The 24,719-nt window shown below is 37.9% G+C and carries 30 protein-coding genes; 28 read left to right on the forward strand and 2 right to left on the reverse strand.

Annotated elements, in window-relative coordinates; genetic code table 11:
- Positions 1 to 53 precede the first annotated feature (53 nt).
- From MSG66_RS02040 to pyrF, 28 genes are all read left to right on the forward strand, one after another.
- A complete protein-coding gene (locus MSG66_RS02040) occupies positions 54 to 1,067 on the forward strand; it encodes an aminoglycoside phosphotransferase family protein (RefSeq protein ID WP_324651874.1) in 1,014 nt (337 codons plus the stop codon).
- Positions 1,067 to 1,756, forward strand: a complete 690-nt coding sequence (gene murU / locus MSG66_RS02045) for an N-acetylmuramate alpha-1-phosphate uridylyltransferase MurU (protein WP_133973877.1) — start codon at positions 1,067 to 1,069, stop codon at positions 1,754 to 1,756. Before MSG66_RS02040 ends, murU begins: the two co-directional genes overlap by 1 nt.
- Before the next feature lie 87 nt (positions 1,757 to 1,843).
- Positions 1,844 to 2,476 (forward strand): 16S rRNA (guanine(527)-N(7))-methyltransferase RsmG, encoded by a 633-nt coding sequence (rsmG, locus tag MSG66_RS02050; RefSeq protein ID WP_133973875.1) that lies wholly within the window; start codon positions 1,844 to 1,846, stop codon positions 2,474 to 2,476.
- Between the two features lie 21 nt (positions 2,477 to 2,497).
- Positions 2,498 to 3,280 (forward strand): ParA family protein, encoded by a 783-nt coding sequence (locus MSG66_RS02055; RefSeq protein ID WP_003651453.1) that lies wholly within the window; start codon positions 2,498 to 2,500, stop codon positions 3,278 to 3,280.
- Positions 3,277 to 4,164 (forward strand): ParB/RepB/Spo0J family partition protein, encoded by an 888-nt coding sequence (locus MSG66_RS02060; RefSeq protein ID WP_324651877.1) that lies wholly within the window; start codon positions 3,277 to 3,279, stop codon positions 4,162 to 4,164. The genes MSG66_RS02055 and MSG66_RS02060 overlap by 4 nt, the downstream gene beginning before the upstream one ends.
- Positions 4,165 to 4,214: 50 nt before the next feature.
- The gene (locus MSG66_RS02065) at positions 4,215 to 4,850 is read left to right on the forward strand and encodes a MotA/TolQ/ExbB proton channel family protein (RefSeq protein WP_324651879.1); all 636 of its coding nucleotides are present in this window, start codon (positions 4,215 to 4,217) and stop codon (positions 4,848 to 4,850) included.
- Positions 4,851 to 4,864: 14 nt separating this feature from the next.
- Positions 4,865 to 5,293 carry an ExbD/TolR family protein gene (locus MSG66_RS02070; protein WP_004642621.1) on the forward strand — a complete coding sequence of 143 codons (429 nt, stop codon included), beginning with the start codon at positions 4,865 to 4,867 and terminating at the stop codon, positions 5,291 to 5,293.
- Positions 5,290 to 7,023 (forward strand): lipid A export permease/ATP-binding protein MsbA, encoded by a 1,734-nt coding sequence (msbA, locus tag MSG66_RS02075; RefSeq protein WP_133973871.1) that lies wholly within the window; start codon positions 5,290 to 5,292, stop codon positions 7,021 to 7,023. Before MSG66_RS02070 ends, msbA begins: the two co-directional genes overlap by 4 nt.
- 2 nt (positions 7,024 to 7,025) lie before the next feature.
- Complete coding sequence (gene lpxK, locus MSG66_RS02080; RefSeq protein WP_324651882.1) at positions 7,026 to 8,036, forward strand: tetraacyldisaccharide 4'-kinase; 1,011 nt, start codon at positions 7,026 to 7,028, stop codon at positions 8,034 to 8,036.
- Between the two features lie 9 nt (positions 8,037 to 8,045).
- Positions 8,046 to 8,807, forward strand: a complete 762-nt coding sequence (gene kdsB / locus MSG66_RS02085; protein WP_262471739.1) for a 3-deoxy-manno-octulosonate cytidylyltransferase — start codon at positions 8,046 to 8,048, stop codon at positions 8,805 to 8,807.
- Between the two features lie 13 nt (positions 8,808 to 8,820).
- Entirely contained in the window at positions 8,821 to 9,801 is a 981-nt protein-coding gene (locus MSG66_RS02090; protein WP_324651885.1) for a DNA polymerase III subunit delta', read from the forward strand.
- Positions 9,802 to 9,811: 10 nt separating this feature from the next.
- Positions 9,812 to 10,153, forward strand: a complete 342-nt coding sequence (locus MSG66_RS02095) for a PilZ domain-containing protein (protein ID WP_042896523.1) — start codon at positions 9,812 to 9,814, stop codon at positions 10,151 to 10,153.
- Positions 10,154 to 10,170: 17 nt separating this feature from the next.
- Positions 10,171 to 10,944 carry a TatD family hydrolase gene (locus MSG66_RS02100; RefSeq protein WP_262471741.1) on the forward strand — a complete coding sequence of 258 codons (774 nt, stop codon included), beginning with the start codon at positions 10,171 to 10,173 and terminating at the stop codon, positions 10,942 to 10,944.
- A gap of 36 nt (positions 10,945 to 10,980) precedes the next feature.
- A complete protein-coding gene (locus MSG66_RS02105; RefSeq protein WP_042896519.1) occupies positions 10,981 to 11,589 on the forward strand; it encodes a TetR/AcrR family transcriptional regulator in 609 nt (202 codons plus the stop codon).
- Positions 11,590 to 11,598: 9 nt separating this feature from the next.
- A complete protein-coding gene (locus MSG66_RS02110; protein ID WP_262471742.1) occupies positions 11,599 to 12,153 on the forward strand; it encodes a type II secretion system protein in 555 nt (184 codons plus the stop codon).
- A complete protein-coding gene (gene gspI, locus MSG66_RS02115) occupies positions 12,143 to 12,523 on the forward strand; it encodes a type II secretion system minor pseudopilin GspI (RefSeq protein WP_324651890.1) in 381 nt (126 codons plus the stop codon). The genes MSG66_RS02110 and gspI overlap by 11 nt, the downstream gene beginning before the upstream one ends.
- On the forward strand, positions 12,523 to 13,224 hold the full coding sequence (gspJ, locus tag MSG66_RS02120) for a type II secretion system minor pseudopilin GspJ (RefSeq protein ID WP_324651892.1): 702 nt from the start codon (positions 12,523 to 12,525) through the stop codon (positions 13,222 to 13,224). The genes gspI and gspJ overlap by 1 nt, the downstream gene beginning before the upstream one ends.
- Positions 13,224 to 14,183 (forward strand): type II secretion system minor pseudopilin GspK, encoded by a 960-nt coding sequence (gspK, locus tag MSG66_RS02125; protein ID WP_324651894.1) that lies wholly within the window; start codon positions 13,224 to 13,226, stop codon positions 14,181 to 14,183. The genes gspJ and gspK overlap by 1 nt, the downstream gene beginning before the upstream one ends.
- A gap of 228 nt (positions 14,184 to 14,411) precedes the next feature.
- On the forward strand, positions 14,412 to 15,008 hold the full coding sequence (locus MSG66_RS02130; protein WP_262471746.1) for a 6-pyruvoyl trahydropterin synthase family protein: 597 nt from the start codon (positions 14,412 to 14,414) through the stop codon (positions 15,006 to 15,008).
- A 50-nt stretch (positions 15,009 to 15,058) separates the two neighbouring features.
- On the forward strand, positions 15,059 to 15,772 hold the full coding sequence (gene ung, locus MSG66_RS02135; protein WP_005041081.1) for a uracil-DNA glycosylase: 714 nt from the start codon (positions 15,059 to 15,061) through the stop codon (positions 15,770 to 15,772).
- Positions 15,769 to 16,893: an enoyl-CoA hydratase/isomerase family protein gene (locus tag MSG66_RS02140; protein WP_324651897.1), complete on the forward strand. Its 1,125-nt coding sequence runs from the start codon at positions 15,769 to 15,771 to the stop codon at positions 16,891 to 16,893. The genes ung and MSG66_RS02140 overlap by 4 nt, the downstream gene beginning before the upstream one ends.
- Before the next feature lie 5 nt (positions 16,894 to 16,898).
- Positions 16,899 to 17,402, forward strand: coding sequence for a tRNA adenosine(34) deaminase TadA (tadA, locus tag MSG66_RS02145; RefSeq protein WP_075431386.1), 504 nt, complete (start codon positions 16,899 to 16,901; stop codon positions 17,400 to 17,402).
- A gap of 70 nt (positions 17,403 to 17,472) precedes the next feature.
- Entirely contained in the window at positions 17,473 to 17,913 is a 441-nt protein-coding gene (locus MSG66_RS02150) for an SRPBCC family protein (RefSeq protein WP_042896513.1), read from the forward strand.
- 10 nt (positions 17,914 to 17,923) lie between these two features.
- Complete coding sequence (gene cmk, locus MSG66_RS02155) at positions 17,924 to 18,604, forward strand: (d)CMP kinase (protein WP_262471750.1); 681 nt, start codon at positions 17,924 to 17,926, stop codon at positions 18,602 to 18,604.
- Between the two features lie 111 nt (positions 18,605 to 18,715).
- Positions 18,716 to 20,389 carry a 30S ribosomal protein S1 gene (gene rpsA, locus MSG66_RS02160; protein WP_042896511.1) on the forward strand — a complete coding sequence of 558 codons (1,674 nt, stop codon included), beginning with the start codon at positions 18,716 to 18,718 and terminating at the stop codon, positions 20,387 to 20,389.
- A 156-nt stretch (positions 20,390 to 20,545) separates the two neighbouring features.
- Complete coding sequence (locus MSG66_RS02165; protein WP_003651488.1) at positions 20,546 to 20,848, forward strand: integration host factor subunit beta; 303 nt, start codon at positions 20,546 to 20,548, stop codon at positions 20,846 to 20,848.
- 26 nt (positions 20,849 to 20,874) lie between these two features.
- Positions 20,875 to 21,240 carry a lipopolysaccharide assembly protein LapA domain-containing protein gene (locus MSG66_RS02170; protein ID WP_324651902.1) on the forward strand — a complete coding sequence of 122 codons (366 nt, stop codon included), beginning with the start codon at positions 20,875 to 20,877 and terminating at the stop codon, positions 21,238 to 21,240.
- 185 nt (positions 21,241 to 21,425) lie between these two features.
- Positions 21,426 to 22,124 (forward strand): orotidine-5'-phosphate decarboxylase, encoded by a 699-nt coding sequence (gene pyrF / locus MSG66_RS02175; RefSeq protein ID WP_042896509.1) that lies wholly within the window; start codon positions 21,426 to 21,428, stop codon positions 22,122 to 22,124.
- On the opposite strand, the gene MSG66_RS02180 is transcribed toward pyrF, so the two are convergent.
- Together MSG66_RS02180 and MSG66_RS02185 are read right to left on the reverse strand one after the other, a co-directional pair.
- On the reverse strand, positions 22,121 to 23,032 hold the full coding sequence (locus MSG66_RS02180) for a lysine exporter LysO family protein (protein WP_324651904.1): 912 nt from the start codon (positions 23,030 to 23,032) through the stop codon (positions 22,121 to 22,123). The two genes, pyrF and MSG66_RS02180, sit on opposite strands and share 4 nt — an antisense overlap.
- Positions 23,033 to 23,081: 49 nt before the next feature.
- Entirely contained in the window at positions 23,082 to 24,629 is a 1,548-nt protein-coding gene (locus MSG66_RS02185; RefSeq protein ID WP_324651906.1) for an NAD(P)/FAD-dependent oxidoreductase, read from the reverse strand.
- Between the last annotated feature and the right edge of the window lie 90 nt (positions 24,630 to 24,719).

Here is a 24,719-nt window from a genome sequence, read left to right on the forward strand (position 1 = left end):
GTGGCTACACTTAACCCTTCAAAAATCTCAGCTTGTTTTAGATTTTATTGCAAATGAATACACAACGTGAACAATTGATATATACATGGCTTACATCTGTTCTTGAAAATGATCAATTTAAGATCGCTTTTTTAGCAGGTGATGCAAGCTTCCGCCGTTATGCGCGTATCCAGTTACAAAATAAAACGTATATGCTCATGGATGCCCCTCCAGAAAAAGAAGACTGTGTTCCGTTTGTGACCATTGACGAATTTTTTGCAGGCCATGGTGTACGCGTCCCTCAGATCGTCGCGAAAGATTTAGCTCAAGGTTTTCTGTTATTGGAAGATTTTGGTGATGTGCTGTTGTCGACATTATTAAATGAGGAAACAGTCGATAAATATTATGAGCAAAGCTTTAAACAGCTGATTCATTTGCAGTCTGTGAATGGTCAGGAGCAGTTTCCTGCATATTCCTATGAGAAATTGTTAAGTGAAATGAAGCTGTTGACTGACTGGATGCTGCCATCTTTGCAGATTACTCCGAGTGTGGAACAGCAACAGGTGATTGATGATGCTTTCGATCTATTGGCAAGAACTGCATTGGCTCAGCCGCAAGTGATTGTACATCGTGATTTTCACAGTCGTAATTTGATGAAAATTGCAGATGAACCAGAGCTTGGTGTGATTGATTTTCAGGATGCCGTGATTGGTGCTGATACTTATGACTTAATCTCGATTACTCGCGATGCATATGTTCAGTGGAATGCAGAGCGTGTTTACCAATGGTTTAGAGTCTTTTATGACTTATTACCTGAGTCTGCCAAACAGAACCGTAGTTTTGAACAGTTCAAACGTGATGCAGATTTAATGGCTATTCAGCGCCACATTAAAATTCTGGGCATTTTTGTGCGTCTGTTTGAACGCGATGGTAAATCAGGTTATTTAAAAGATTTACCACGTGTAATGTGGTATTTACTTGAAGAAAGCCGCGGTTATGCTGAACTTGATGAGTTTATGTTATTCATAAATAACATTGTTATGCCTAAATTCATCGAGAAATATGGTAACTACGAGGTGGCAGCATAATGAAGGCAATGATACTTGCTGCTGGCTTGGGTAATCGTATGCGCCCACTCACGCTATATACACCAAAGCCTCTGCTTGAGGTAGGCGGTAAGCCGCTTATTGTGTGGCATATTGAAAAACTTAAGAAAATTGGTGTGACCGAAATAGTCATCAATTCTGCATGGTTGGCTGATAAGCTCATCAGTAGCTTAGGGGATGGTTCTCAATTTGGCGTGGATATCCGTTGGACACGAGAGGATGAAGGTCTAGAAACAGCTGGTGGAATTATTAATGCTTTGCCACTGCTTGGAACAGATCCGTTTATTCTGGTGAATGGAGATGTATGGACCACGATGGATTTTGAAGCTCTATGTCAAATTAAGCTAAATGATGATTTAGCACATCTTGTGTTGGTTGATAATCCTAAACAGCATCCTGAAGGCGACTTTACATTGTTCGATGGACGCATTTTTACATTCGATCAAGATGTGATGGGTGAGAACCTCACTTTTAGTGGCGTGTCTGTTATTCATCCTAAGCTTTTTGATGGATTGGAATCTGGTAAGCGTCCTTTAGCCCCACTGTTGAAGCAAGCGATGCAGAACCAAAAAATATCTGGTGAAAAACTTAAAGGTGCATGGGTAGATGTGGGGACGCCTGAGCGTTTAATGGAGCTAGATTTGCAAATTCGTGAAGGCTTCTACGATTAAGTGCGTAATCCCTAATCGTTAACTAGTGTTCCACGATGCATAAATGGGTATACTTTGTTTTAAATTTCACTTAGATGTTATCTGTTTATGCATCCGTTTTTTCAAGAGTTACAACAGGGTAGTCAAAAATTAGGTTTATCGCTTAGCGATGAAGCTTTGGTATTATTGTTAAAGTATCAAGATGCTTTGGTACTTTGGAATAAAGCATATAATCTGACAGCAATTCGTGATCCGAAAGAAATGTTAGTGAAGCATTTGTTGGATAGTCTAAGTATTTTGAAAGATTTGCCTGAAGGTAGACTGCTTGATGTTGGTACAGGTGGTGGTATGCCTGGCATGATTATTGCGCTTTGTCAGCCTCAACGCCAATGTGTTCTTTTAGATTCTAATGGTAAAAAAATTCGTTTTTTGAAGCAATTTATTGCTGATCTTAAATTGAGCAACGTTGTGGCAGTACAAACACGCGTTGAGAATCAAGATACAATTGATGAGCTTGGCCAGTTTGATGTCATAACAAGTCGAGCTTTTGCTTCTTTAACGGACTTTGTGGATGCAGCTCAGCCATACCTTCATCAGAGCAGTATAATTGCAGCGATGAAAGGTGTAGTGCCAGTTGAGGAAATTGAGCAGCTCAAGCAGGACTTTTCATGTAAAGTAATTGAACTGCGCGTACCAAGACTTGATGAACAACGTCATTTACTTTTACTTCAACGTATCTAAATAAAAAGTATTAAGGTTACCATGGCTCAAATTATTGCGATTGCAAACCAAAAGGGTGGTGTTGGTAAAACAACGACTGCAGTAAATCTTGCAGCGTCTCTAGCTGTATTAAAGAAACGTGTATTACTTGTAGATATGGACTCACAAGGTAATGCTACGATGGGGTCTGGTATTCAAAAGAACGATCTTTTGTATTCAATTACAGATGTTCTTCTTGGCGAAGTTCCAATTGAAACAGCCATTCAAAAAGCAGAAGTTGGATATAAAGTTCTAGGCTCTAACCGTGAGCTTTCAGGTGTAGAGCTCGCTATCGCAGAGCAAGAAGGTCGTGAATTCATTCTAAAGAATGCTTTGAATGAAATCAGAAACTCATTTGACTATATCATTGTGGATTGTGCTCCAAGCTTGAGCTTGATTACCGTCAATGCTTTGGCAGCTGTAGATAGTGTAATTATTCCAATGCAATGTGAATATTATGCGCTAGAGGGTCTAGCTGATTTAACTCAGACCATTGATCGCATTCAAAAGGCACTCAATCCTGATTTAGAAATTATTGGTGTATTACGTACGATGTACGATGCACGTAATGCTTTAACACGTGATGTTTCTGCAGAGTTAGAGCAATATTTCGGCAAAAAACTTTATGATACTGTGGTTCCACGTAACGTGCGTTTAGCAGAAGCGCCAGCACATGGCTTACCTGTTATCTATTTTGAAAAAAGTTCTAAAGGTGCGGTTGCATACTTAAATCTTGCAGCTGAGATGTTAAAGAGAAGTAAAGTGAAGAAAGGAAGTAAAGTATGAGCATCAAAAAACGCGGATTGGCTAAAGGGCGTGGTTTAGATGCATTACTTGGTTCAATTCAAAAAGAAAAATTACAACTCGAAGCACAGGCGTTAGACCACGGACAATTAAAGCAAGTTGATGTGAATTTACTGAAACGTGGTGAATATCAACCACGTCGTTTTATTCATGAGCATGATTTACAAGAGTTGGCGTCTTCCATTGAAAAACATGGGGTGATGCAACCTATTGTCATCCGTCCAGTTGATGATGAAACTTATCCATATGAAATCATTGCGGGTGAACGTCGTTGGCGTGCAGCACAACTTGCGGGTTTAACTGAAATTCCTGCAATTATTCGTGATTTAAATGATCAGGTTGCAATTGCATTAGCGTTAATTGAAAACATTCAGCGTCAAGATTTAAATCCGATTGATCAGGCAATGGCTCTACAGCGCTTTCATGATGAATTTGGTTTAAGTCATCAGGAAATTGCTGACACAGTAGGCAAAGCGCGTACTACTGTCAGTAATTTATTGCGTTTATTGAGTTTAGCTGATGACATTAAAGATTTTATGCAGCAAGGCCAGCTTGATATGGGCCATGCTCGAGCAATTTTGACATTGAAAGGTAAAGATCAATTAGAAGTTGCTAAAATTGTAATTGAGAAAGGATTGTCAGTTCGTCAAACAGAGCAATTGGTGCGTGATAGAAGTGAGCCTAAGCAGGAGAAGGAAAAAGCGCCTGTAGCACCAGATATTGAGCAATTGACACAAAAACTATCAGAGCGTTTTGGCGCTAATGTAAAAATTGATCATAACCAAAAAGGTAAGGGTAAACTTGTTATTCATTATCACACCTTGGATGAGTTAGATGGCATTTTAAATATTTGTTTGCCAGAATAATTTGCAGTTGGGTCATGTATTTCTAATTTTATATTCTTGGGGAAGAACATATGTGGGAACTTGTGAAAGCGGGTGGCTGGTTGATGCTGCCTTTAATTCTATGCTCGATTTTAACTGTTGCGATCAGTATTGAACGTTTTGTTCGGTTAAGACGTTCACAAGTTCTACCCGAAGCATTAAGCGGTAAGGACTCTTTAAGAGCTGAAGATGTCGTAGAAAGTTTAGAACAAAATGTAGAAGCGCAAAGTAGCGCCTTGGGACATATTTTAAAAGCAGGTTTTGAGCATCGCGAGCATGGTGAGCAATTTGCTCGTGCGCAAATGGAAGTGGCAGCTTCTCAAGAAATTTCTTATTTGGAAAAAAATATTAATTTTTTGGGCACTCTAAGTGCTATAGCACCGCTGCTCGGGTTGCTTGGAACTGTAGTGGGAATTATTGAGTCATTTCTTGTTATTGATTTTGGATCGGCTGGTAGTCCAAGTTTAATGATCCCTGGTATCTCTAAAGCATTAATTACCACAGCTGTGGGAATGTTAATTGCAATTCCTGCTTTAATTGCTTATCGCTATTTTCAAAGAGTGGTGCAAAATTATATTGCCGAATTAGAACAGCAATCGACCTTATTTCATGCCTCATTGTTCTATAGGCGTTCTACGTCTGTAGCTGAACACCGCCGTGTTGGTTAGGAAGTGAAAGCCAGATGAAATTTAAACGTTCTCAGGTTGAAGACATTCATATCAATTTAACGCCTATGATTGATTGTTTGTTGTTCATTTTGGTTTTTTTATTGCTGTCGACCACATTTAATCAGCCAAGTCGCATCAATTTAACATTACCAGATGCACAAGGTGTTCCACCAAAACAGTACGATCATAAAATTGAAGTCGTGGTAGACTCTGCTGGTCATTATGCTGTGAATGGTCAAGCACTTTCGTCTAAAGAGGTTGCTGATCTGAGTACTGCAATTAAGCAAGTTGCTCAAGAGCACCGTGATTTTATGTTCATCATTGCTGCTGATGCAAAAGCGTCTCATCAGGATGTAATTCGCGTTATGGATGTGGCAGGACAACTCGGTTTTGTTAACATCAATATTAGTACCAAAGTTCCTTCTAGAGGTTTTTCTGAGTGAATCAAGATTTTAAGGTTTATACGCGTCTCATAGCCTATTTAAAACCTTATTGGGGCGTGGCCTTATTAGTACTTATCGGGTTCGGTATTAACTCAGCAACAGAAGTTTCCGTTGCTAAATTGATTAAATTTATTATTGATGCAATCCAAAACAACAGTAGAGCAGATTTGGATTGGTTCCCGTTATTAATTATTTTATTAGTATTTTTTCGCGGCTTAGGCCTATTTATGGGCGGCTACTATACTGCGGTGATTTCACGCAGTTTGGTTTTTAGTATTCGTCAGGAAGTTTATGCGAAACTTTTAAAACTCCCAGCACAATATTACTTAGATAATTCATCTGGTCATATTACTGCCAAAATTATGTATAACGTTGAACAGCTTACGGCTGCTTCTTCTGAGTCATTGAGAACCATCGTTAGGGATGGGATGATTACTCTCGGATTATTAGGCTATCTGTTTTATACCAATTGGCGTCTTACTTTATGTATTTTTGTATTTTTACCTGTAATTGGGGTCTTAGTACGTAAAGCTTCGAAACGAATGCGTAAACTTTCATTACAGGTACAAGATACTATGGGTGATGTGAACCACGTCGTCCAGGAAAGTATTAATGGTAATGCTGTAGTAAAAAGTTTTGCTGGTGAGGAATATGAACAAAAACGTTTCTATAAGTCATCAGAAGAGAACTTAAAACGCGGTTTAAAAATGGTAATTGTACAAAATCTGAATAGCCCGGTTGTTCAGGTGGTAATGGCTTGTGCTATGGCTCTTATTGTATGGTTAGCTTTACGACCTCAGATTTTAGGCACTACAAGTGCAGGTGAGTTTGTGGCTTACCTTACAGCAGCTGGTCTGTTAGCAAAACCAGTTAAAAGCTTGACTGATGTTAATGAAAAGTTACAACGTGGTTTGGCCGCAGCACATTCTGTTTTTGAACTGCTAGATTTACCTGAAGAGCAAAATAACGGTCAATTGAAACCTAAGTTAAATGGGGCAATCCGTTTTGATCATGTAACATTAAATTATGCTGATGGCGTAGCAGCTATTAAAGATTTTTCTTTAGATATTCGTCCAGGCCAAACTGTAGCATTGGTTGGCCGTTCAGGGGCGGGTAAAAGTTCATTAGTCAATATGTTGGTACGTTTTCAAGAAGTATCGAGTGGGCAAATTTATTTAGATGATTTACCAATTAATGATATTGAGCTTTCTAGTCTACGCACACAAATTGCAATGGTAAATCAACAAGTTATATTGTTTAACCGTACTGTTCGTGAAAACATCGCATATGGTCAGTTGGAAGGTGCATCAGATGAAAAAATCTATGCAGCGGCAAAAGCAGCATATGCACATGACTTCATTATGAATTTACCAAACGGTTATGACACTATTTTAGGGGCACAAGGTCTAAACCTATCAGGTGGTCAGCGTCAACGAATTGCAATTGCTCGAGCAATTTTAAAGAATGCTCCAATTCTAATTTTAGATGAAGCTACAAGTGCTCTCGATAATGAATCTGAGCATTTTATTCAGCAAGCATTTGATGAAGCGATGCAAGATCAAGATCGAACAACAATTGTTATTGCGCACCGTTTGTCAACAATTGAAAATGCTGATCGTATTGTAGTGATGGATCAAGGGGAAATTGTTGAGCAAGGTACTCATCAAGAACTTCTTGAAAAACATGGAGCTTATTATCAATTACATCAGCGTAATTTTGAGGATAACTAAGCATGTCATTGGCCCAGCTGATCCAGAATGCATGGAATAAGCAATCGAGTTGGTTGATTGCTTTACGTCCATTATCTTGTTTGTATCGTGCTGGGTTTCTATTAAATCGTAATTTTTATACTACTGGGTTGAAGACAGTCTATAAAGCACCTGTACCCGTCATGGTGATTGGCAATATTACGGTGGGTGGGAGTGGGAAAACTCCATTATTAATACAATTGGTGAATTACCTACAACAGCATAATGTCAAAGTTGGAGTAATTAGTCGGGGGTATGGTGGTACTGGTCCTTTTCCTATGTTGGTTACTTCTGGTGCTCAAGCGAATCAGGTTGGAGATGAACCTGCATTAATTGTTCAATCGACGAGCGTACCAATGGCGGTGGGACCTAATAGGCAGACTGCAATAGAGCTCTTGGTTGCATCAACACCACTAGATTTAATTATTAGTGATGATGGTTTACAGCATTGGGCATTGGGAAGACAAATTGAGTGGATTGTACTCGACCAAAATCGTGGCTTAGGAAATAAAAAACTATTACCTGAAGGATATCTCAGGGAGCCAGTTGAGCGTTTAAAAACAGGAACAGTAATTGAGCATGCTTATAAACCTGCTACAGAATTAAATATGCATCTCGAGGCAGCACAGCCATATTTACTTAATCCCTCTTCAATGGCCGACCATAATTTCAATTCTCAAAATAGTTATCATGCTGTAGTGGGTATTGGCTTTCCACAGCGTTTTTATCAAACACTTAAAGATTTAGGCTTGAAACAATTTCAAGAACATGCGTTTCGTGACCATCATAATTACTCAATTAATGATTTAAATTTTAATGATGAACTGCCACTTATTACAACTGAAAAAGATGCAGTTAAATTATTACCGTTGCTTGAAAAACATTCGGAATTTAAACAGCCTATTTGGGTTGTTCCTGTTAAAGCTATCCTGTCTATAGAGTGTTATCAGGTTTTAAAACAGCAACTGCAAAAACTTGATATCCAATTATCTTAGGAAGAAAAAATGAAACACATCGTCATTCCAGCACGCTTCTCAAGTTCGCGTTTGCCAGGTAAACCATTGTTGCTTATTCATGACCGTCCTATGATTTTACGTGTGGTGGATCAAGCAAAAAAAGTCGAAGGTTTTGATGATCTATGTGTGGCAACAGATGATGAGCGTATTGCTGAGATTTGCCGTGCAGATGGTGTGGACGTTGTGCTTACGAGTCCTAATCATCCGTCAGGAACAGACCGATTAAGCGAAGTTGCTCGTATTAAGGGGTGGGCAGCAGATGATATTATTGTAAATGTTCAGGGAGATGAACCTTTATTGCCAGCTCAACTTGTTCAACAAGTTGCAAAACTCTTGGTCGATAAACCAAATTGTTCAATGTCTACATTGTGCGAGTCTATTCATACCTTAGATGAATTTCAACGTGATAGCATTGTAAAAGTAGTTATGTCTAAGCAAAATGAAGCGTTATATTTTAGCAGGGCAACTATTCCGTACGACCGTGATGGGGCTGGGCAAGCTGAGCCAAGTTTACATAACCAAGCATTTCGCCATTTAGGTTTATATGCGTATCGAGTGAGCTTGTTGCAAGAATATGTGACCTGGGATATGGGTAAGCTTGAAAAGTTAGAAAGTCTTGAACAATTACGTGTTTTAGAAAATGGACATCGTATTGCGATTGCTGTCGCTCAAGCAAATTTACCTCCTGGTGTGGACACTCAAGCTGATCTTGATCGCTTAAATAAAATGCCTGTCGAATCTTTTGAATAAGCGTTAATTTTTAATGAATCCGAATGTAACTTCAAAGGTTTATCCTTGGCAAAAAACAACATGGGATACCTTAACAACAAGGTTCCCCAATATTGGACATGGCCTATTATTTTATGGCAAGCAAGGCTGTGGGAAACATGCTTTTGCTAAGCATTTTCTGGCGTGGGTACTTTGCCTCAATAAGCAGCCTCATGGCGCTTGTGGTGAGTGTAGTAGCTGCCAATGGTTAAAATCAGACACTCATCCGAATTATGTTCATATCACAACAGATGAAGAAAATAAAAAGCAGAATGCAAAAATAAAAATTGAAAAGATTCGAGATTTACTGCCTTTCGTGCAACAAACCGGCGAGGGCTGGCGCGTTATTCTTATTGAGCCTGCTGAAGCTCTTAACTTGGCATCCTCAAATGCGCTATTAAAAACTTTAGAAGAACCTGGTGAACGCGTTGTTTTAATTTTATTGGCTGATCACTACCTTAAATTACCCGCCACTATTCGTAGCCGATTGCAGCATTTTGCTTTAGATCGCGTTTCATATGAACAAGCTACTTCATATTTGAATGAGCATTTATCTGAACTTGCAGAAGTACAACCTGATTTATTACTTGGTCTATCTAATGATATGCCTTTACAAGCAATAGAAATTGCAAAAAGTGATTGGTTTACAAAGCGACAGATTTTCTTAAATGACTGGTTAAAAATTGTAGCTCAAAAAAATATGCCTTTATTTTTCTCAGGAAAATGGCAAAAAGAATTAAGTTTTAGCGATTTTATCGTACTTTTTGAGTACTTGTTGGGAGATTTAATTTGTGTCAAGCTAAATCAGCCACAGAAAAATACGGATTTAGATTTTGATCAATTAAGTCCATATTACGATTTAGAAAGCTTATTTAATATTTATAGTGAACTACAACAAGCAAAAAAACTTGTTGAGCAAAATGTACAAAGTCAACTTATTGTAGATCAATTGTTTATAACGTTAATGAATATTTGAGGGGAAAATTATGCAGCCGCAAATGGGGGGTATTATTCAGGTAAATGTTCCTGATAGAGCTACTTTGCAAGCAAGCTATATGGGATATGTGCAAGGTGGAGGCCTATTTGTACCATCAAAACAAAAAGTAAAAATGGGACAAGAAATTTTCATTTTAGCTACTTTGCCTGAGCAATCTCAAAAAATTCCTCTCACTGGTAAGGTGATTTGGATATCACATAAGCAAAGTGGATTTAAACCTCAGGGTTTCGCTATTCAATTAAGTGGAGATAAGGGAATTTACTATAAAGCTGAGGCAGAAAGAGTTTTGGCTGGTAGTATGTCTCTAGATCGTCCAAGTTATACCATGTAGTCAAATAGGATAGAAAAGTGTTTGTTGATACGCATTGCCATTTAACGATGTTAGATTTAACGCCTTATAACGGTGACCTGGACCTTGCGCTCGCTGCAGCGCGAGCAGAAGGAGTGTCTAAATTTATGGCAATTTCCGTTGATCTTGATGACCATATTGCACTAGCAGAAATTGCAAATAGACATGAAGACGTTGGTTATACGGTAGGTGTGCATCCTTGTGAGGATGTGGACACAATGGCACGTGCAACAACCGAGCACTTGATTGAATTAGCTCAATCAGAAAAAGTATGGGCTCTGGGTGAAACTGGACTGGACTATTATCACAGTACAGATTTTATTGAAGAGCAAAAGGCATGTTTTGCAAGACATATCCAAGCTTCGAAAGTTGTAAAAAAACCAGTCGTCGTTCATACGCGTTCAGCAAAGCATGACACGGTAGATATTATTCGTGCAGAAAACTCCACGCATGGAATTTTGCATTGTTTTACTGAAGATTGGGAAACTGCTAAGGCTGTGCTGGATTGTGGTTATTACATTTCTTTTTCAGGTATTGTGTCATTTAAAAATGCACAAGATTTGCGTGATGTAGCTAAACAAGTTCCGCTAGATCGACTTTTAATTGAAACAGATAGTCCTTATTTAGCACCTGTTCCATATCGCGGTAAAACAAATGAACCAAAATATGTGCCTTATGTAGCCAAAGCGCTCAGTGATGTATATGATAAATCGGTTGAGGAAATTGCAATGATCACCTCACAAAATTTTGAGAACTTGCTAAAAGCGATTTAAGTTATAGAAACTATATAAGAGAGTAATTGCGTGAAGATGGATCGTCAGGCTCAGTTCCGAGCAAGAGAAGTATTAATATTTCAGGTTGCGGAGCAATTATTGCTAGAAAATGGTGAAGCTGGGATGACACTTGATGTCTTGGCTGCTGAGCTTGATTTAGCAAAAGGAACTTTGTACAAACACTTTCAAAGTAAAGATGAATTGTACATGCTATTGATTATTCGTAATGAACGTATGTTACTCGAAATGATTCAAGATACTGAAAAGGCCTTTCCAGAACACTTGGCCTTTTTTATGTTGCATCATTTACATCATCCTGAGCGGACAGTTTTATTTCATCAAATTGAAGAAAAACTTTCGATTACGGCTCAGGGTGTACATCACCTTTTTAATGAACTCTATCAAGTGCGTAAACAGCGATTACGAATTATCATTCGCATGACAGATCACTATTTAGAATCGATTCAAAGCAATATGACAACCCGAGATTATCTTGCATCTATTTGGTCATTAACTCATGGTGCAGCAGCTATTCTTAACTCAAGTTTTTACCAACGGTATTTAGGTTCAAGGGACACGTTAAGAGTGGCTTATATTGATCAGGCATTAGCCTTACCTAAACAAGCTGTTGAACAATATGCTTAATAGGTCGATATGAAATCTCAATCACCACCTAAATCACAAAAAGGTTTTACCCTCATTGAAGTGATGGTGGTGATTGTTATTATGACAATTATGACCTCTCTCGTTGTACTCAATATAGGTGGGGTTGACCAAAAGAAAGCGATGCAAGCAAGAGAGTTATTTTTGCTTGATGCACATAAAATTGGTAAAGAGTCGCTTGATCAGTCTCGTGTTTTAGCTTTATCTACTATGAGTGAGACTGATGTTTCTACATTTTCCTATGAACTGTATGAATACCACGATCAGAGTAAATTACAGGTTCAAGAATTAAAAAACCGTTGGCAGAAATACCCAGAATTTACTACGCGCCAATTGCCTAAACATGTATATTTTACAGTGCAACCGCTAGATGGGCAGAACTATTCAAAAGCGACGAATACCGATTTAGTTGGCGGGCAGGCTCCTCAATTAATCTGGTTCGGCAATGGTGAAGCTAAAACAGTTAAAATACAGTTTTACTTTGAACAAAAACCAATTGGTTCAGAAATACAAATTGATCATTTGGGTAAAATAAATGAAATCTAAAGGCTTTACTCTATTAGAAGTAATGGTAGCTTTAGCAATTTTTGCAGTAGCTGCTGTCGCGTTAACTAAAGTGGCCATGCAATATACCCAATCTACCTCAAATGCAATTCTTAGAACAAAAGCACAGTTTGTAGCAATGAATGAAGTTGCTTTAATGGAGATTAATCAGGAATGGCTTCAAGGCACTCAAAGTAAGCAGGTAACTTCTCAAGGTGAAACTTGGCAAATTGATAAATCAGCAGAATCCACAATCAGCCCGAATGTTCAGAAAGTAGATTTGCAAGTTAGCTTATATGATTCTGATAAAGGGAAAGTTCAAAATGGTATTACCCATTTAGTATTTTTTAATTATCCAATGAAAGTAAAATAATGATAAAAAATAAATATTTTCGCTTTCAAAGCACAGGTTCACGTCTTGCGGCACGATCGAGCAGTGCTCGATTAACTCATGCCTCAGGATTTACTTTAGTTGAGCTTTTAGTCGCAATTGCAATTTTTGCTGTTTTATCTTTGTTGGGTTGGAAAATTTTTGATTATTTATTAAAAGTTCGTGACCGTAATGCTCAACATGAAGTGCAGCTATTTGAATTACAAGATGCGTATCAACAAGTTTTGAGAGATACATTACAAATTATACCTTTATCGGCAAATCAAGGCGGGAAGCTTCATCCAGCCTTAGAACTTGATAATCAAGTGCTCTATTTTAGTAAGGCTGGTGTTACTGATCCTTTAAAACAAGGTTTATCACCTTTTGAGCGTATTGAATATCGGTATGATCCTGATCAAAAAAAACTTTATCGTCTTAAATATAGCAATTTAAATACTTCGAACAGAGAGCAGCCCTTATCTAGCACTTTGTTGAATCAGGTCGAACAGTTTCAAATTATGGTGTTAACGCCGCAAGAAGTGACAAAGTGGCCAGAAATTAATCTTGATCCTACAAAGCCTGAAGAGTTTAGAAAACTGCCGAAAGGAATAAAAATACAACTTACGGTTGCTGGTGTAAGTTATGAGTGGATTTATAGCTTAAACCAAGGGAATTTATCGCTCTCCAAAGAAGGAGGGGTATAATGTTGCACAATAAAAAGAGCCAGCAAGGTGTAGCATTACTCACAATTTTGATTATGGTTGCATTGGCTACAATTTTAGCTGCCTCTATTGCAAAGCATCAAACCAATACAATGGAAAACACTGGTTATTTAATGCGTCAAAATCAGTCATTACTCTATGCAAAAAGTGCAGAAGCTTTTTTTTCTGAGTTATTAATTCAAGATGCAAACAATGCTGGTGGCATTGATCATTTAAAAGAAACATGGGCACAGCCAATGCCTCCTTTTCCAATAGAAGATGGATCTGTGTCAGGGCGTTTAATAGATGAGTCAGGGAAATTTAACCTAAACAATTTAACGACCAATGAAGGCAAGGTAAACGAAGCTGCTAAAAGCTGGTTTGAGCGGTTACTTGTACGTGTAGGCTTGCCAGCAGAGTTAAGTCAAGCAATTATTGATTGGCAAGATCCGGATGAAGAACCATTTGGACCTATGGGCGCAGAAAGTAGTTATTATGAAGGGCTTGATCCTAGCTACTTAGCTTCAAATGCTAAGTTTCATCGTATTGAAGAGTTGAAATTAGTAAGAGGTTTTGAAGGCAAGAAATATGATTTAATTGCCCCTTATATTTCTGCTTTACCCGAAAATACAAAAGTGAATATTAATACCGCCTCACCATTAGTGTTAGCGAGTATTGATCAAAAATTAGATTTAGGGGCGGTAGAAAAAGAGCTTCAAATGCGCCAACAAAATTTAAAATTCTTTCAAAATGTTGATGAATTATGGCAATTGAATGCTTTTTCAACAGTTGATACTCAAAACAGAACTGAGGTGAATAGCCTGTTAGATGTTAAGTCGAGTTTTTTTCAAGCACAAATTGAGGTTATGCTTAATAATCGGAAAAGACAATTTACAAGTGCACTCATGCGTAATGATAAGCAGGTTTATGTCTACTCTAGAAATATGTCGCCATTTAACTAGTTGAAAAATTATAATTTATTTTTTTGATCATGTTGTTGAAAAGTTGTTGTCAGGAATTTCTCTAGTGGACATAATAGAATAAATATAAATTTTCTATATGTTTATCTTCAATATTTCTTCACAAGTCTTATCATACTTTTCGCTAATTGTTTCTAATTGAAAAGTGGTGCGAAGTTTTTGTCTTTTGCTTTATAATAATATTCCTAGAAGGAATGATCGATTTGGCACATGTTAATTCGTAAGTTATTTAAGTTTGAAAATGCACATATTGTACGTAACTGTACATCGGATCGTTGTAAGCGATCAATTCATGGACATAGCTACAAAGTCGAATTATTGCTTAAAGCTTCGAAATTAGATCATGGACAAATGGTTTATGATTTTGGGCTTTTAAAAGGAGTAATAAAAGACCTGATTGATAGCTTTGATCATGCAATCTGTTTTTGGGAAAAAGATGATTCTCAATATATTGATGCTTGTCAGACTTTTAGTGCTCGTTGGATTTCTTTACCTGTTTCGCCATCCGCTGAACAGTTCTCTCGTATTTTCTTTTATCTAGCTCAGCAAGTTTTGCAATCAACAAACACTCAAAATGGGGAAGGTGATGTTGAGGTTTATTCAGTTATTGTTCATGAGACCGATACTGGATATGCTCAAAGCTTTATTGAAGATATTCAAAATGAACAAATGGGGATTTTAAGTCTTGATAGAATTGTTTTCTCAGAACAAATTCAGATAGAGTGGGCAAATCCGCAAATGTATGAAGACTTGAAAAAAGGGATGAAATTTAATAATCCTCAAGTTGATTTACAAGTCGAAGTGTAAATCGAATTACTCTTATTTGTAGAATTGAAAATTGATCTAGGATGACATTAATGCAATTAACTGAGCAACAGCAAGATAAACTCAGTAAAGTTCAATTAGAAGAAAGCTGGAAAATATCTTTAGCACCTTTTTTGTTAAGTCCTCAAATGGATAATTTGCGTGACTTCTTATTTCAAGAGAAACAAGCACAAAAAATAATATATCCACCGAGTAAACAAATCTTTAGTGCTCTAAATACGACACCATTGGCTGATGTGAAGGTCGTTATTTTGGGACAAGATCCATATCATGGACCGAACCAAGCGAATGGGTTAAGTTTCTCTGTTCAAAAAGGTATTGCATTACCACCATCTTTACGTAATATTTTTCATGAATTACATACAGATTTGGGTATTCCAGCTCCTCGTCATGGTGATTTAACGAAATGGGCTAAACAAGGGGTGCTTTTACTGAACAGCGTGCTTACTGTTGAGGCTGGACAGCCAACTTCACATCAAAAGCAAGGTTGGGAAGCATTTACTGATGAAGTCATTGATGTTTTGAATGAGCAAAGAGAACATGTGGTATTTATTTTGTGGGGTGCTTATGCACAGCGCAAAGGACAACGTATAAATAGAGATAGACACTTGGTTTTAACCGCCGCACATCCATCACCTCTTGCCGCAAACAGAGGAGGTTTTTTTGGATGTAAAGTGTTCTCAAAAACAAATCAATATTTGAAACAACATGGCATTGAGCCCATAGACTGGCAATTGGACGCATGATGAACTCTCCCAATGTAAATAACTATCACCCGGACTTGGTGGTTGAAGAAGCAAAAAACGGCTGGCGTATAGTACGATTGAATCGCCCTAAATCATTGCATGCTTTAGATGAGTCAATCGTAACGGCATTATTACGTGTATTTGAAGATTTTCGTGATGATGAGAGTGTTAAAGCAATTTGGTTAGATTCAACTACACCAAAAGCTTTTTGTGCAGGTGGCGACGTTAGAAAATTGCGTCAACTTGTTATAAATCAAGAAGTAGATACTGCGAATAAGTTTTTTCAGCAAGAATATGCTTTAGATTTACTTTTACATAATTATGCTAAACCTGTGGTTATTTGGGGCGAAGGCTATGTTATGGGTGGTGGTTTGGGCTTGTTTATGGCAGCACCGTTCCGTCTAGTAACCCCATATTCTCGTTTGGCAATGCCTGAGATTAATATTGGTTTATATCCAGATGTCGGGGCGAGCCGTTTCCTAGCAGATCGTGGTCCAATAGGTTTGTTTACTGGTTTAACTGGTTCAATCATGACAGCCGCTGGAGCATATAGCATCGGTTGGGCAACTCATATTTGTGAAGCACAGCGTGATAATGTTTTGCAAAAAGTTTTAAATATTAATTGGGCTCATTATCCTGCAGGGGATTTTCGTGCAATTGATGATACTTTAAATAGCTTGCATCGTCCTGTTGCGGCAGGTCCATTGCAAAACTCACTTGATGTGATTCATAGCGTTTGCCGTGGCTTTAATTTTGAACAAGATTATCAAGCTATTGTTAGTTTGCGTGATGCGAGCAGTGATTGGCTTCGCCAAGCGAGTGAGAACTTGCAAAAAGGATCTCCTAGTACTGCGGCAATTACTTGGTTGCTGTGGCAATGGGGTAAACAAATACATTCTTGGGATGAAGTCTTTGACTTAGAAGCTCAAATTTCTGAGTGGAAAATTCGTCATCCAGACTTTGTAGAAGGCGTTCGTGCACGCTTAGTTGATAAAGATTTATCACCAGAATGGAAACCATGTGAAGACCTAAGCCTAAGAGGTATATTAGCTGATTGTCCGCCAGTGACTTCAATAGATAGCTGGAATGCTTTGCTTAGACAACATGGTGTGATCATCTAAAATACATGACTGAATATAGTGATGAATATTGGATGCAGCTTGCATACGAGCAAGCTGAATTAGCCGCACAGCAGGGTGAAATTCCTGTTGGTGCGGTTGTGGTGAGCCAAAATCGAGTAATTGGATCTGGCTATAATGCTCCAATTAGTTTGTTAGATCCAACAGCACATGCAGAAATTCAAGCTATCCGCGCAGCATGCTTATCATTAGACAATTATCGATTGCCTGAAGATGCAACTTTATATGTCACTCTTGAGCCATGCACAATGTGTGTAGGCGCATTAGTACATGCAAGAATCAAACATGTGGTTTTTGGTACAACAGAACCTAAAGCAGGTTCATTAGTAAGTGCTCGTCAGTTACTACAACATGGTTATTACAATCACAGATTTACCTTTCAACAAGGTTGTTTACAAGAAAAATGTGCCCAACAACTCAGTCATTTTTTTAAACAAAGACGTGAGCAAAAGAAACAAGAAAAACAACAGAAAACGTCCTTAAATGATTAAAAAGTAACACGAGCTTATGGCAAACTAACGCGATTTTACTGCCATGATTCTATTTAATAGGAAATATTCAATGCGTAATGTAATTACTGTAAAAAAAGAATTTAATGCTCCTCTTAGTGATGTATTTAACTTGCTCTCTAAACATGCAACTTACAATACTGCTTTTGCACCTTTACAAGTTGTACGTGTGAAAGACTCGGCAGATTCTAAAAGACCTGATGGTTTAGGCTCTGTTCGTCGTATGGGATTTGGTCCAATCAAGCCACTTAAAGAAGAAATTACATTACTTGAAGAAAATAAAAGTATTGAATATAAATTAATAGACAATCCTTTGATTAAACATCATTTAGGTCGAATAGAGTTTTCTGAAATCACCCCATATATAACTTTAGTTACATACCGCATCGAGTTAACAGCAAAAGCTCCAGTGGTAAGTAAATTAATCCTTGCACAGCTAAAACTAGCCATTACACTAGGCTTTTCGAGATTAGCTAAAGCAATTGCTTCTTAGTGAGAGTTCAATGACAGTTCAAATTATTACTATTGATGGTCCGAGTGGTTCGGGTAAAGGAACATTGGCCGCAAAACTTGCAGCACATTATCAATATCATTTACTCGATTCGGGTGCCTTATATCGTTTATTAGGATTGTCATTACATAAACACGATTTATTAGAGAAATTAGACAGTCAGCTCGATGAATGCATTCAATATGCACGTCATCTAGATATTAAATTTGAAACATCCACAACAGGGATTTTAGTTTTTCTAGATGGTGAGGATGTATCCCAAACAATTCGTACAGAACGGATTGGTGAATATGCATCGAAAGTTGCAGCAATTCCAGAACTTAGACAGGCATTATTTGAGCGACAAAGAGCTTTTGCACAAAATCCTGGTTTGGTTGCAGATGGTCGTGACATGGCAACAGCTATTTTTCCAGAAGCAAATGCGAAAATTTATCTAACGGCTTCTGCTGAGTCGCGTGCCGAGCGAAGAGTAAAACAGTTGCAGGGCATGGGCCTAGATGCTAAAATAAACGACATTTTAGCTAATATACAGGCGCGTGACAAAAGAGATATGGAGCGAGAAGTTGCTCCACTCAAGCCAGCCAAAGACGCTTATATCATTGATAGTTCGGAATTAACGATCGATCAGGTATTTAAGTTGATGGTTGAGTATGTCGATAGCCGTACCATTTAGCAATTAGAATTATCAGTTGACGCATAGCTTGATCAGTCTATAAAGACTATGTCGATACTTAACTAAACCGGCCTTGTCTGATCCAAGACCGCGGAATTTATCAGGTATATCATGACCGAATCTTTTGCAGCCCTCTTTGAAGAAAGTGAATTAAACCTCAACGTTGAAAAGGGTGCAGTCATCCAAGGTGTTGTTGTAAACATCGATAGCGACTGGGTAACTGTTGACACTGGCCTAAAGTCTGAAGGCATTGTTGACCGTGCTGAATTTTTAAATGAACAACGTGAACTTGAAGTTCAGGTTGGTGATACTGTTGACGTAGTTGTTGAAGCTCTTGACAACGGTATGGGTCAAACAGTTTTATCACGTGAAAAAGCTAAGCGTGCTGAAACTTGGACTAAACTTGAAAAAATCTTTGAAGATGGCGAAATCGTTACTGGTGTTATCTCTGGTAAAGTTAAAGGCGGTTTCACTGTTGACATCGGTCCTGTTCGTGCATTCTTACCAGGTTCATTAGTGGACACTCGTCCTATCCGTGACACTACTCACCTTGAAGGTAAAGAGTTAGAGTTTAAAGTAATCAAACTTGATGCTAAACGTAATAACGTTGTTGTATCTCGTCGTGCTGTTATGGAAGCTGAATCTTCTGCTGACCGTGAAGCATTACTTGCTCAACTTGAAGAAGGTCAAACAGTTACAGGTACTATCAAGAACCTTACTGATTACGGCGCATTCGTTGATCTTGGCGGTATTGATGGTCTTCTCCATATCACAGATATGGCTTGGAAACGTATCAAGCATCCTTCAGAAGTTGTTGAAGTTGGTCAAGAAGTTACTGTTAAAGTACTTAAATTTGACCGTGAGCGTAACCGCGTATCTTTAGGCCTTAAACAATTAGGTGAAGATCCATGGTTAGCGATCATGAACCGTTACCCTAAAGGTTCTATCGTTAAAGCTCGTGTAACTAACTTAACTGACTACGGTTGTTTTGCTGAAATCGCTGAAGGCGTTGAAGGTTTAGTTCACGTTTCTGAAATGGACCACACTAACAAAAACATCCACCCATCTAAAGTTGTTCAGATTGGTGATGAAGTTGATGTTATGGTTCTTGAAGTTGACGAAGAACGTCGTCGTATCAGCCTTGGTATCAAACAAACTCGTGCTAACCCATGGGAAGAGTTTGCTAAAGCTCATGAGAAAGGCGAAAAAGTATCTGGTACTATCAAGTCTATCACTGACTTTGGTATCTTCATTGGCTTGAATGGCGGTATCGACGGTTTAGTACACTTGTCTGATATTTCTTGGAATGAGCAAGGCGAAGAAGCTATTCGTCGTTACAAGAAAGGTGACACTGTTGAAGCTGTTATCTTGTCTGTAGACGCTGAAGGTAACCGTATCAGCCTTGGTATCAAGCAATTGAACAGCGATCCGTTCAATGATTTCTTAGCTGCTAACGAACGTGGTACTTTAGTTAAAGGTACTGTAACTGCAGTTGATGCTCGTGGCGCAACTGTTAAGTTAGCTGACGAAGTAGAAGCTACTCTTAAAGCTTCTGAAATCAACCGTGACCGCGTTGAAGATGCAACTAAATTCTTAGAAGTTGGTCAAGAAGTTGAAGCGAAAATCATCAACGTTGATCGTAAATCTCGCTCTATCAACTTGTCTGTTAAAGCGAAAGACGAAGCTGAAGAGAAAGAAGCAGTTGCTACTTTACGTACAGTAACAACAAATCAAGAAAATGGTCCTAAGACTATTGGTGATTTGATCAAAGCACAAATGAAGTAATAAGTTAACAAAGTACAGTTTCATGTAACGGAATTGTACTTTTTATACAAATTACTGTAAACGGTAGCCTAGTATTCAACATACTGCGCTACCGTTTTGTATTTAAACAGGTTATTATCAGACGACATAGAGTAGCAATAAATAACGAGGTCGTAGATGACTACTGAAGCTCTTAATAAGTCTGATTTAATTGAACGCATTGCGCTAAAAAACCCCCACTTAGCTGAACCTTTAGTGGAAGAGGCGGTTAAAATTATGATTGATCAAATGATAGAAGCCCTATCAACTGATAATCGAATTGAAATCCGTGGTTTTGGTAGCTTTGCTTTACACCACCGTGACCCAAGAGTTGGTCGCAATCCTAAAACGGGAAGATCAGTGGAAGTGGCAGCTAAAGCTGTTCCACATTTCAAACCTGGGAAAGCACTGCGTGATGCAGTCAACGAATCCGGGAAATAAATAAAAATTTATAAGTGGGTGTGCCTATGCGTTATATTTTAATTGCATTGCTTATTGTTGTATTTGGTTATTCTTTAGCACTTGTATTGCAAAATCCAACAGAGCTTTCTGTTGATTTGTTATTTACCCAAGTTCCAGCTATGCGATTAGGCTTATTATTGCTACTCACATTAGTACTTGGAACGGTGGTTGGTCTTTTGCTAGGTGTACAGGTTTTCAGAGTGTTTCAACAAAGCTGGGAAATTAAACGTCTTCGTAAAGATATTGACCATTTGAGAAAAGAACAAATTCAAAGTGCTCAATTAGCAGCAGCAGAAGCCGCTGCAAATGTAAGACATGAAAAAACTGTTTTAGATGTTTATCCTGAAGATAAAAACTCTACTCCGTTATAATTCGAACACTACTCTTTATTTACGAGTAAAGAGTAGTATCTTCCTTAATTTATCAGTGTTTTCTTCTTTTTATTTTTCTAAAAATCAGTTCTCTTGGCATTATTGTTTCTAAATTTGAAAGCCTTCCTTATAGATTCCTTTATTACTTGATAACTTGTCTATTATAATGACGCTGATTTTATGTGATGGAAGAAAGTCTCTTGAGTATCATTGTTGCGTTAGATGCAAAAAGCCAATATGACGCTTTAAAAATTGTTGAACAACTTGATCCTACTTTATGCCGTGTAAAAGTGGGTAAAGAGCTTTTTACTCATGAAGGTCCATCTGTTGTAAAAAAACTTCAAGAACAAAATTTTGAGGTTTTTCTTGATCTTAAATTTCATGATATTCCAAATACTACCGCTCAGGCTGTTTGTGCAGCAGCTGACTTAGGAGTGTGGATGGTAAATGTCCATGCTTCAGGTGGTCGTAAAATGATGGAAACTTGTGTAGAGCGTTTAAAAGCAGGTAACTATCAAACTCAGTTAATTGCGGTCACAGTGTTGACCTCAATGGGGCGTGAAGATTTAAAAGATATTGGTTTGGATGTTGAACCGGTAGAGCACGTAAAGCGCTTAGCTAAACTCACTAAAGAAAGTGGCTTGGATGGTGTGGTTTGTTCTGCACAAGAAGCTAAAATTCTTCGCGAGTTGATTGGACAAGACTTCTCTTTGGTGACGCCAGGTATTCGTCCAGAAGGAACAAATGCGGACGACCAAAAACGTATTGTAACTCCGAAGCAAGCTATGCTTGATGGTTCTACACATTTGGTCATTGGTCGACCGATTACTAAAGCAGAAGATCCAACAGCAATGTTGAAGTCTATTCTTACTTCAATTGCTTAAAAATTTAGGAATAAGCTAATTAATAGCGGGGCGAGTAGGCTTAATAATAAGCCGCTCATCATGGCATGTGGTACATAATGTGTACCGCATGACTGTTTCACCATTGCTAATGTAACGTCCATTGAAGTTGCGCCAGCACTTGAGATAGCAGGGCGTGGGAAACGCCATCCCATTGTATACATTAAAAATATAGCAACAATTTCTCTAAATAAATCAGTTAATAACGCGATGCCACCCAGTTCTGCCGAGTGTAACTGCGTAAATAAAATGCCTGACATTGAATACCAGCCATAACCTTGCGCTAATGCTAATGTTTCGTTCAGTGCAAAATGCTTGTTAAGCAAAAAGTAGTTGAAGAAACCGGCGATACATGAACCTATAAAAGCAGCTAAGGGTACAATTAAAATTTTCCAGCTTAACCACGTACGATTAAAGTGAGTAAAGGCAAGCTCAATGCCAATTAAGAAAATAAACAGTAATAATAAATACCAACTATTAAATGCAATATGTGAGTTGAATTGAGTGACAATAGCTCCTAATAAAACCCCGATGCCTAAGGAAAGAAAGGCTTTTGCAATATTCTTTAAAGCATTTACAAAAAGTTGAAGTGAGATTTTTCCTTTTACACTTTGTTTATCAAAAATCGTATAAGCCAATAAACATGTAAAAAAAGAACCAAAAGATGTGGTAAGTGCAATGATTATAGCTGGTGGAAGTATCGCAGAAGGGTTCTCAATTTGGTCAAGTGCTAATGTTAACTCTAAAGCCACACTCGCTAAGAGAATATAAGAAAAATAGGGCAGTATTTTGAAAATAAACTGTCGGATATTTAGAGATAGTTTAGGTGCTAGAAAATAGCCGGAAGCAAGTGCTAAAAAAATTTGAATGATGAGATAAAAAGATTGCATATAATAATAGGTGGATTGTTTTTAACCCACCTATTATGTCTCGAACATTTTAAGCTGCATAGCTCTGTGAGCTTTTATTTAAGAGTAGGTAATCTTTAGGATTAACTTTACGTGTTTCTAACCAGTACTTCCATGTATAGGTTGGCCAGAGCGAAAAGTTTTTCCCATCGGCAGATTGATACCAACTACTACAACCTCCAGCTTGCCATACAGTCCCCTGAAGCTGAGTTTGAACCCGCTCGTTAAAAGCATCTTGAACTTCTGGTTTGATCTCAATTGCTTTTTGACCAGACTTTTCTACAAGTTGAATCAGTTGTAAAATGTAATTTACTTGAGATTCAATCATAAAAATAACCGAATTATGACCTAATACTGTATTAGGGCCGACTAATTGAAATAGGTTGGGAAAGTTCTTAGTCATAATGCCATAATAACTTTCTGCACCATCTTTCCATGCCTGTTTTAACTCGATTTGATTGCGTCCAATACAAGTGAAATGTTTTAAGTAAATACGTGGGTCAGTAATAAAACCTGTGCCGTAAATTAAACAGTCAATAGGCCGTTCTTTACCATCTTTAGTAATAATACTGTTTTCTTTAATTTCTTGAATGCTATGCGTTATTAGTTCGACATTTTTACGGTTAAATGTAGGGAAGTATTTATTTGAAATAAGAATACGTTTACATCCCATCACAAAGTCCGGGGTGAGTTTTTTGGCCACTTCTTTGTCTTTCACTTGGAAGCGGATGAAAGCTTCTGCCAACTTTTGGCCATATTTCATAATTTGAGGTTGAACAATCGGTACAACGCGTGACTCATTACTCCAATAAAGACGACTACGATGAATTTGGCGATAAATATTAGAAGATTTGAATAATGCTTTACTCAAACCTGAGTATTTGCGTTCATCTCGTGGTATTACCCACGCTGCCGTTCTTTGAAATACATAGAGCTGCTTAACATCTCCAGCTATTTCTGGAATATATTGGATTGCACTACCACCTGTACCAATCGATGCGACTGATTTACCATTTAAGTTATAGTCATGTTCCCATTGTGATGAATGGAAAACTTTACCTTTAAATTTTTCGATGCCTTGAATATGGGGAATTTGCGGAATATGCAACGGGCCTGATGCAAAAACTACAAATTGAGCTTCGATCGAAGGTTGATTTTTAAAATCTAGAGTCCACACGTGACGTGCTTCATCATATTGGACATGAGTTACATCATGGTTAAACTTACAGTAATCTTTAATCTTATATTTTTTTGTAATATCTTGAATATATTGGAAAATCTCTGGTGCTTCAGCGTAACGTTTTGACCAGTCAGTTTTGGGTGCAAAAGAGAGGGAGTACATATGAGATTGAACATCACATGCCGCACCGGGATAGCGATTTTCTCTCCAAGTTCCACCAACATCATTTGATTTTTCTAAAATAATAAAGTCTTGCTGTTGATTTTGCAGTAAACGGATTGCCATTGCTAGGCCACCAAATCCAGCACCAATAATAGCGATTTTAGTTTTTTGAATAGTATCTTGCTTTGCGTTTAGCATTGGAAACCCTGCATAAGCTGAAAAGAGGATTGCATGCAAGACTAACGTTTTTTGATCAGTTTAAACATGATTGTAACGACGTGAAAATTGATAGATTCGGCAATTAATTTTCTTTCGTCTTTATAGTAA

This window comes from Acinetobacter sp. IK31 (assembly GCF_035615195.1).
GTDB lineage: Bacteria > Pseudomonadota > Gammaproteobacteria > Pseudomonadales > Moraxellaceae > Acinetobacter > Acinetobacter calcoaceticus_C.

What these genes read in the sequence shown, in the direction of transcription:
- MSG66_RS02040 (WP_324651874.1), top strand. Translation starts at nt 54, where the DNA reads ATGAATACACAACGTGAACAATTGATATATACATGGCTTACATCTGTT.
- murU (WP_133973877.1), top strand. Translation starts at nt 1,067, where the DNA reads ATGAAGGCAATGATACTTGCTGCTGGCTTGGGTAATCGTATGCGCCCA.
- rsmG (WP_133973875.1), top strand. Translation starts at nt 1,844, where the DNA reads ATGCATCCGTTTTTTCAAGAGTTACAACAGGGTAGTCAAAAATTAGGT.
- MSG66_RS02055 (WP_003651453.1), top strand. Translation starts at nt 2,498, where the DNA reads ATGGCTCAAATTATTGCGATTGCAAACCAAAAGGGTGGTGTTGGTAAA.
- MSG66_RS02060 (WP_324651877.1), top strand. Translation starts at nt 3,277, where the DNA reads ATGAGCATCAAAAAACGCGGATTGGCTAAAGGGCGTGGTTTAGATGCA.
- MSG66_RS02065 (WP_324651879.1), top strand. Translation starts at nt 4,215, where the DNA reads ATGTGGGAACTTGTGAAAGCGGGTGGCTGGTTGATGCTGCCTTTAATT.
- MSG66_RS02070 (WP_004642621.1), top strand. Translation starts at nt 4,865, where the DNA reads ATGAAATTTAAACGTTCTCAGGTTGAAGACATTCATATCAATTTAACG.
- lpxK (WP_324651882.1), top strand. Translation starts at nt 7,026, where the DNA reads ATGTCATTGGCCCAGCTGATCCAGAATGCATGGAATAAGCAATCGAGT.
- kdsB (WP_262471739.1), top strand. Translation starts at nt 8,046, where the DNA reads ATGAAACACATCGTCATTCCAGCACGCTTCTCAAGTTCGCGTTTGCCA.
- MSG66_RS02090 (WP_324651885.1), top strand. Translation starts at nt 8,821, where the DNA reads ATGAATCCGAATGTAACTTCAAAGGTTTATCCTTGGCAAAAAACAACA.
- MSG66_RS02095 (WP_042896523.1), top strand. Translation starts at nt 9,812, where the DNA reads ATGCAGCCGCAAATGGGGGGTATTATTCAGGTAAATGTTCCTGATAGA.
- MSG66_RS02105 (WP_042896519.1), top strand. Translation starts at nt 10,981, where the DNA reads ATGGATCGTCAGGCTCAGTTCCGAGCAAGAGAAGTATTAATATTTCAG.
- MSG66_RS02110 (WP_262471742.1), top strand. Translation starts at nt 11,599, where the DNA reads ATGAAATCTCAATCACCACCTAAATCACAAAAAGGTTTTACCCTCATT.
- gspI (WP_324651890.1), top strand. Translation starts at nt 12,143, where the DNA reads ATGAAATCTAAAGGCTTTACTCTATTAGAAGTAATGGTAGCTTTAGCA.
- gspJ (WP_324651892.1), top strand. Translation starts at nt 12,523, where the DNA reads ATGATAAAAAATAAATATTTTCGCTTTCAAAGCACAGGTTCACGTCTT.
- gspK (WP_324651894.1), top strand. Translation starts at nt 13,224, where the DNA reads ATGTTGCACAATAAAAAGAGCCAGCAAGGTGTAGCATTACTCACAATT.
- MSG66_RS02130 (WP_262471746.1), top strand. Translation starts at nt 14,412, where the DNA reads ATGTTAATTCGTAAGTTATTTAAGTTTGAAAATGCACATATTGTACGT.
- ung (WP_005041081.1), top strand. Translation starts at nt 15,059, where the DNA reads ATGCAATTAACTGAGCAACAGCAAGATAAACTCAGTAAAGTTCAATTA.
- MSG66_RS02140 (WP_324651897.1), top strand. Translation starts at nt 15,769, where the DNA reads ATGATGAACTCTCCCAATGTAAATAACTATCACCCGGACTTGGTGGTT.
- tadA (WP_075431386.1), top strand. Translation starts at nt 16,899, where the DNA reads ATGACTGAATATAGTGATGAATATTGGATGCAGCTTGCATACGAGCAA.
- MSG66_RS02150 (WP_042896513.1), top strand. Translation starts at nt 17,473, where the DNA reads ATGCGTAATGTAATTACTGTAAAAAAAGAATTTAATGCTCCTCTTAGT.
- cmk (WP_262471750.1), top strand. Translation starts at nt 17,924, where the DNA reads ATGACAGTTCAAATTATTACTATTGATGGTCCGAGTGGTTCGGGTAAA.
- rpsA (WP_042896511.1), top strand. Translation starts at nt 18,716, where the DNA reads ATGACCGAATCTTTTGCAGCCCTCTTTGAAGAAAGTGAATTAAACCTC.
- MSG66_RS02165 (WP_003651488.1), top strand. Translation starts at nt 20,546, where the DNA reads ATGACTACTGAAGCTCTTAATAAGTCTGATTTAATTGAACGCATTGCG.
- MSG66_RS02170 (WP_324651902.1), top strand. Translation starts at nt 20,875, where the DNA reads ATGCGTTATATTTTAATTGCATTGCTTATTGTTGTATTTGGTTATTCT.
- pyrF (WP_042896509.1), top strand. Translation starts at nt 21,426, where the DNA reads ATGGAAGAAAGTCTCTTGAGTATCATTGTTGCGTTAGATGCAAAAAGC.
- MSG66_RS02180 (WP_324651904.1), bottom strand. Translation starts at nt 23,032, where the DNA reads ATGCAATCTTTTTATCTCATCATTCAAATTTTTTTAGCACTTGCTTCC.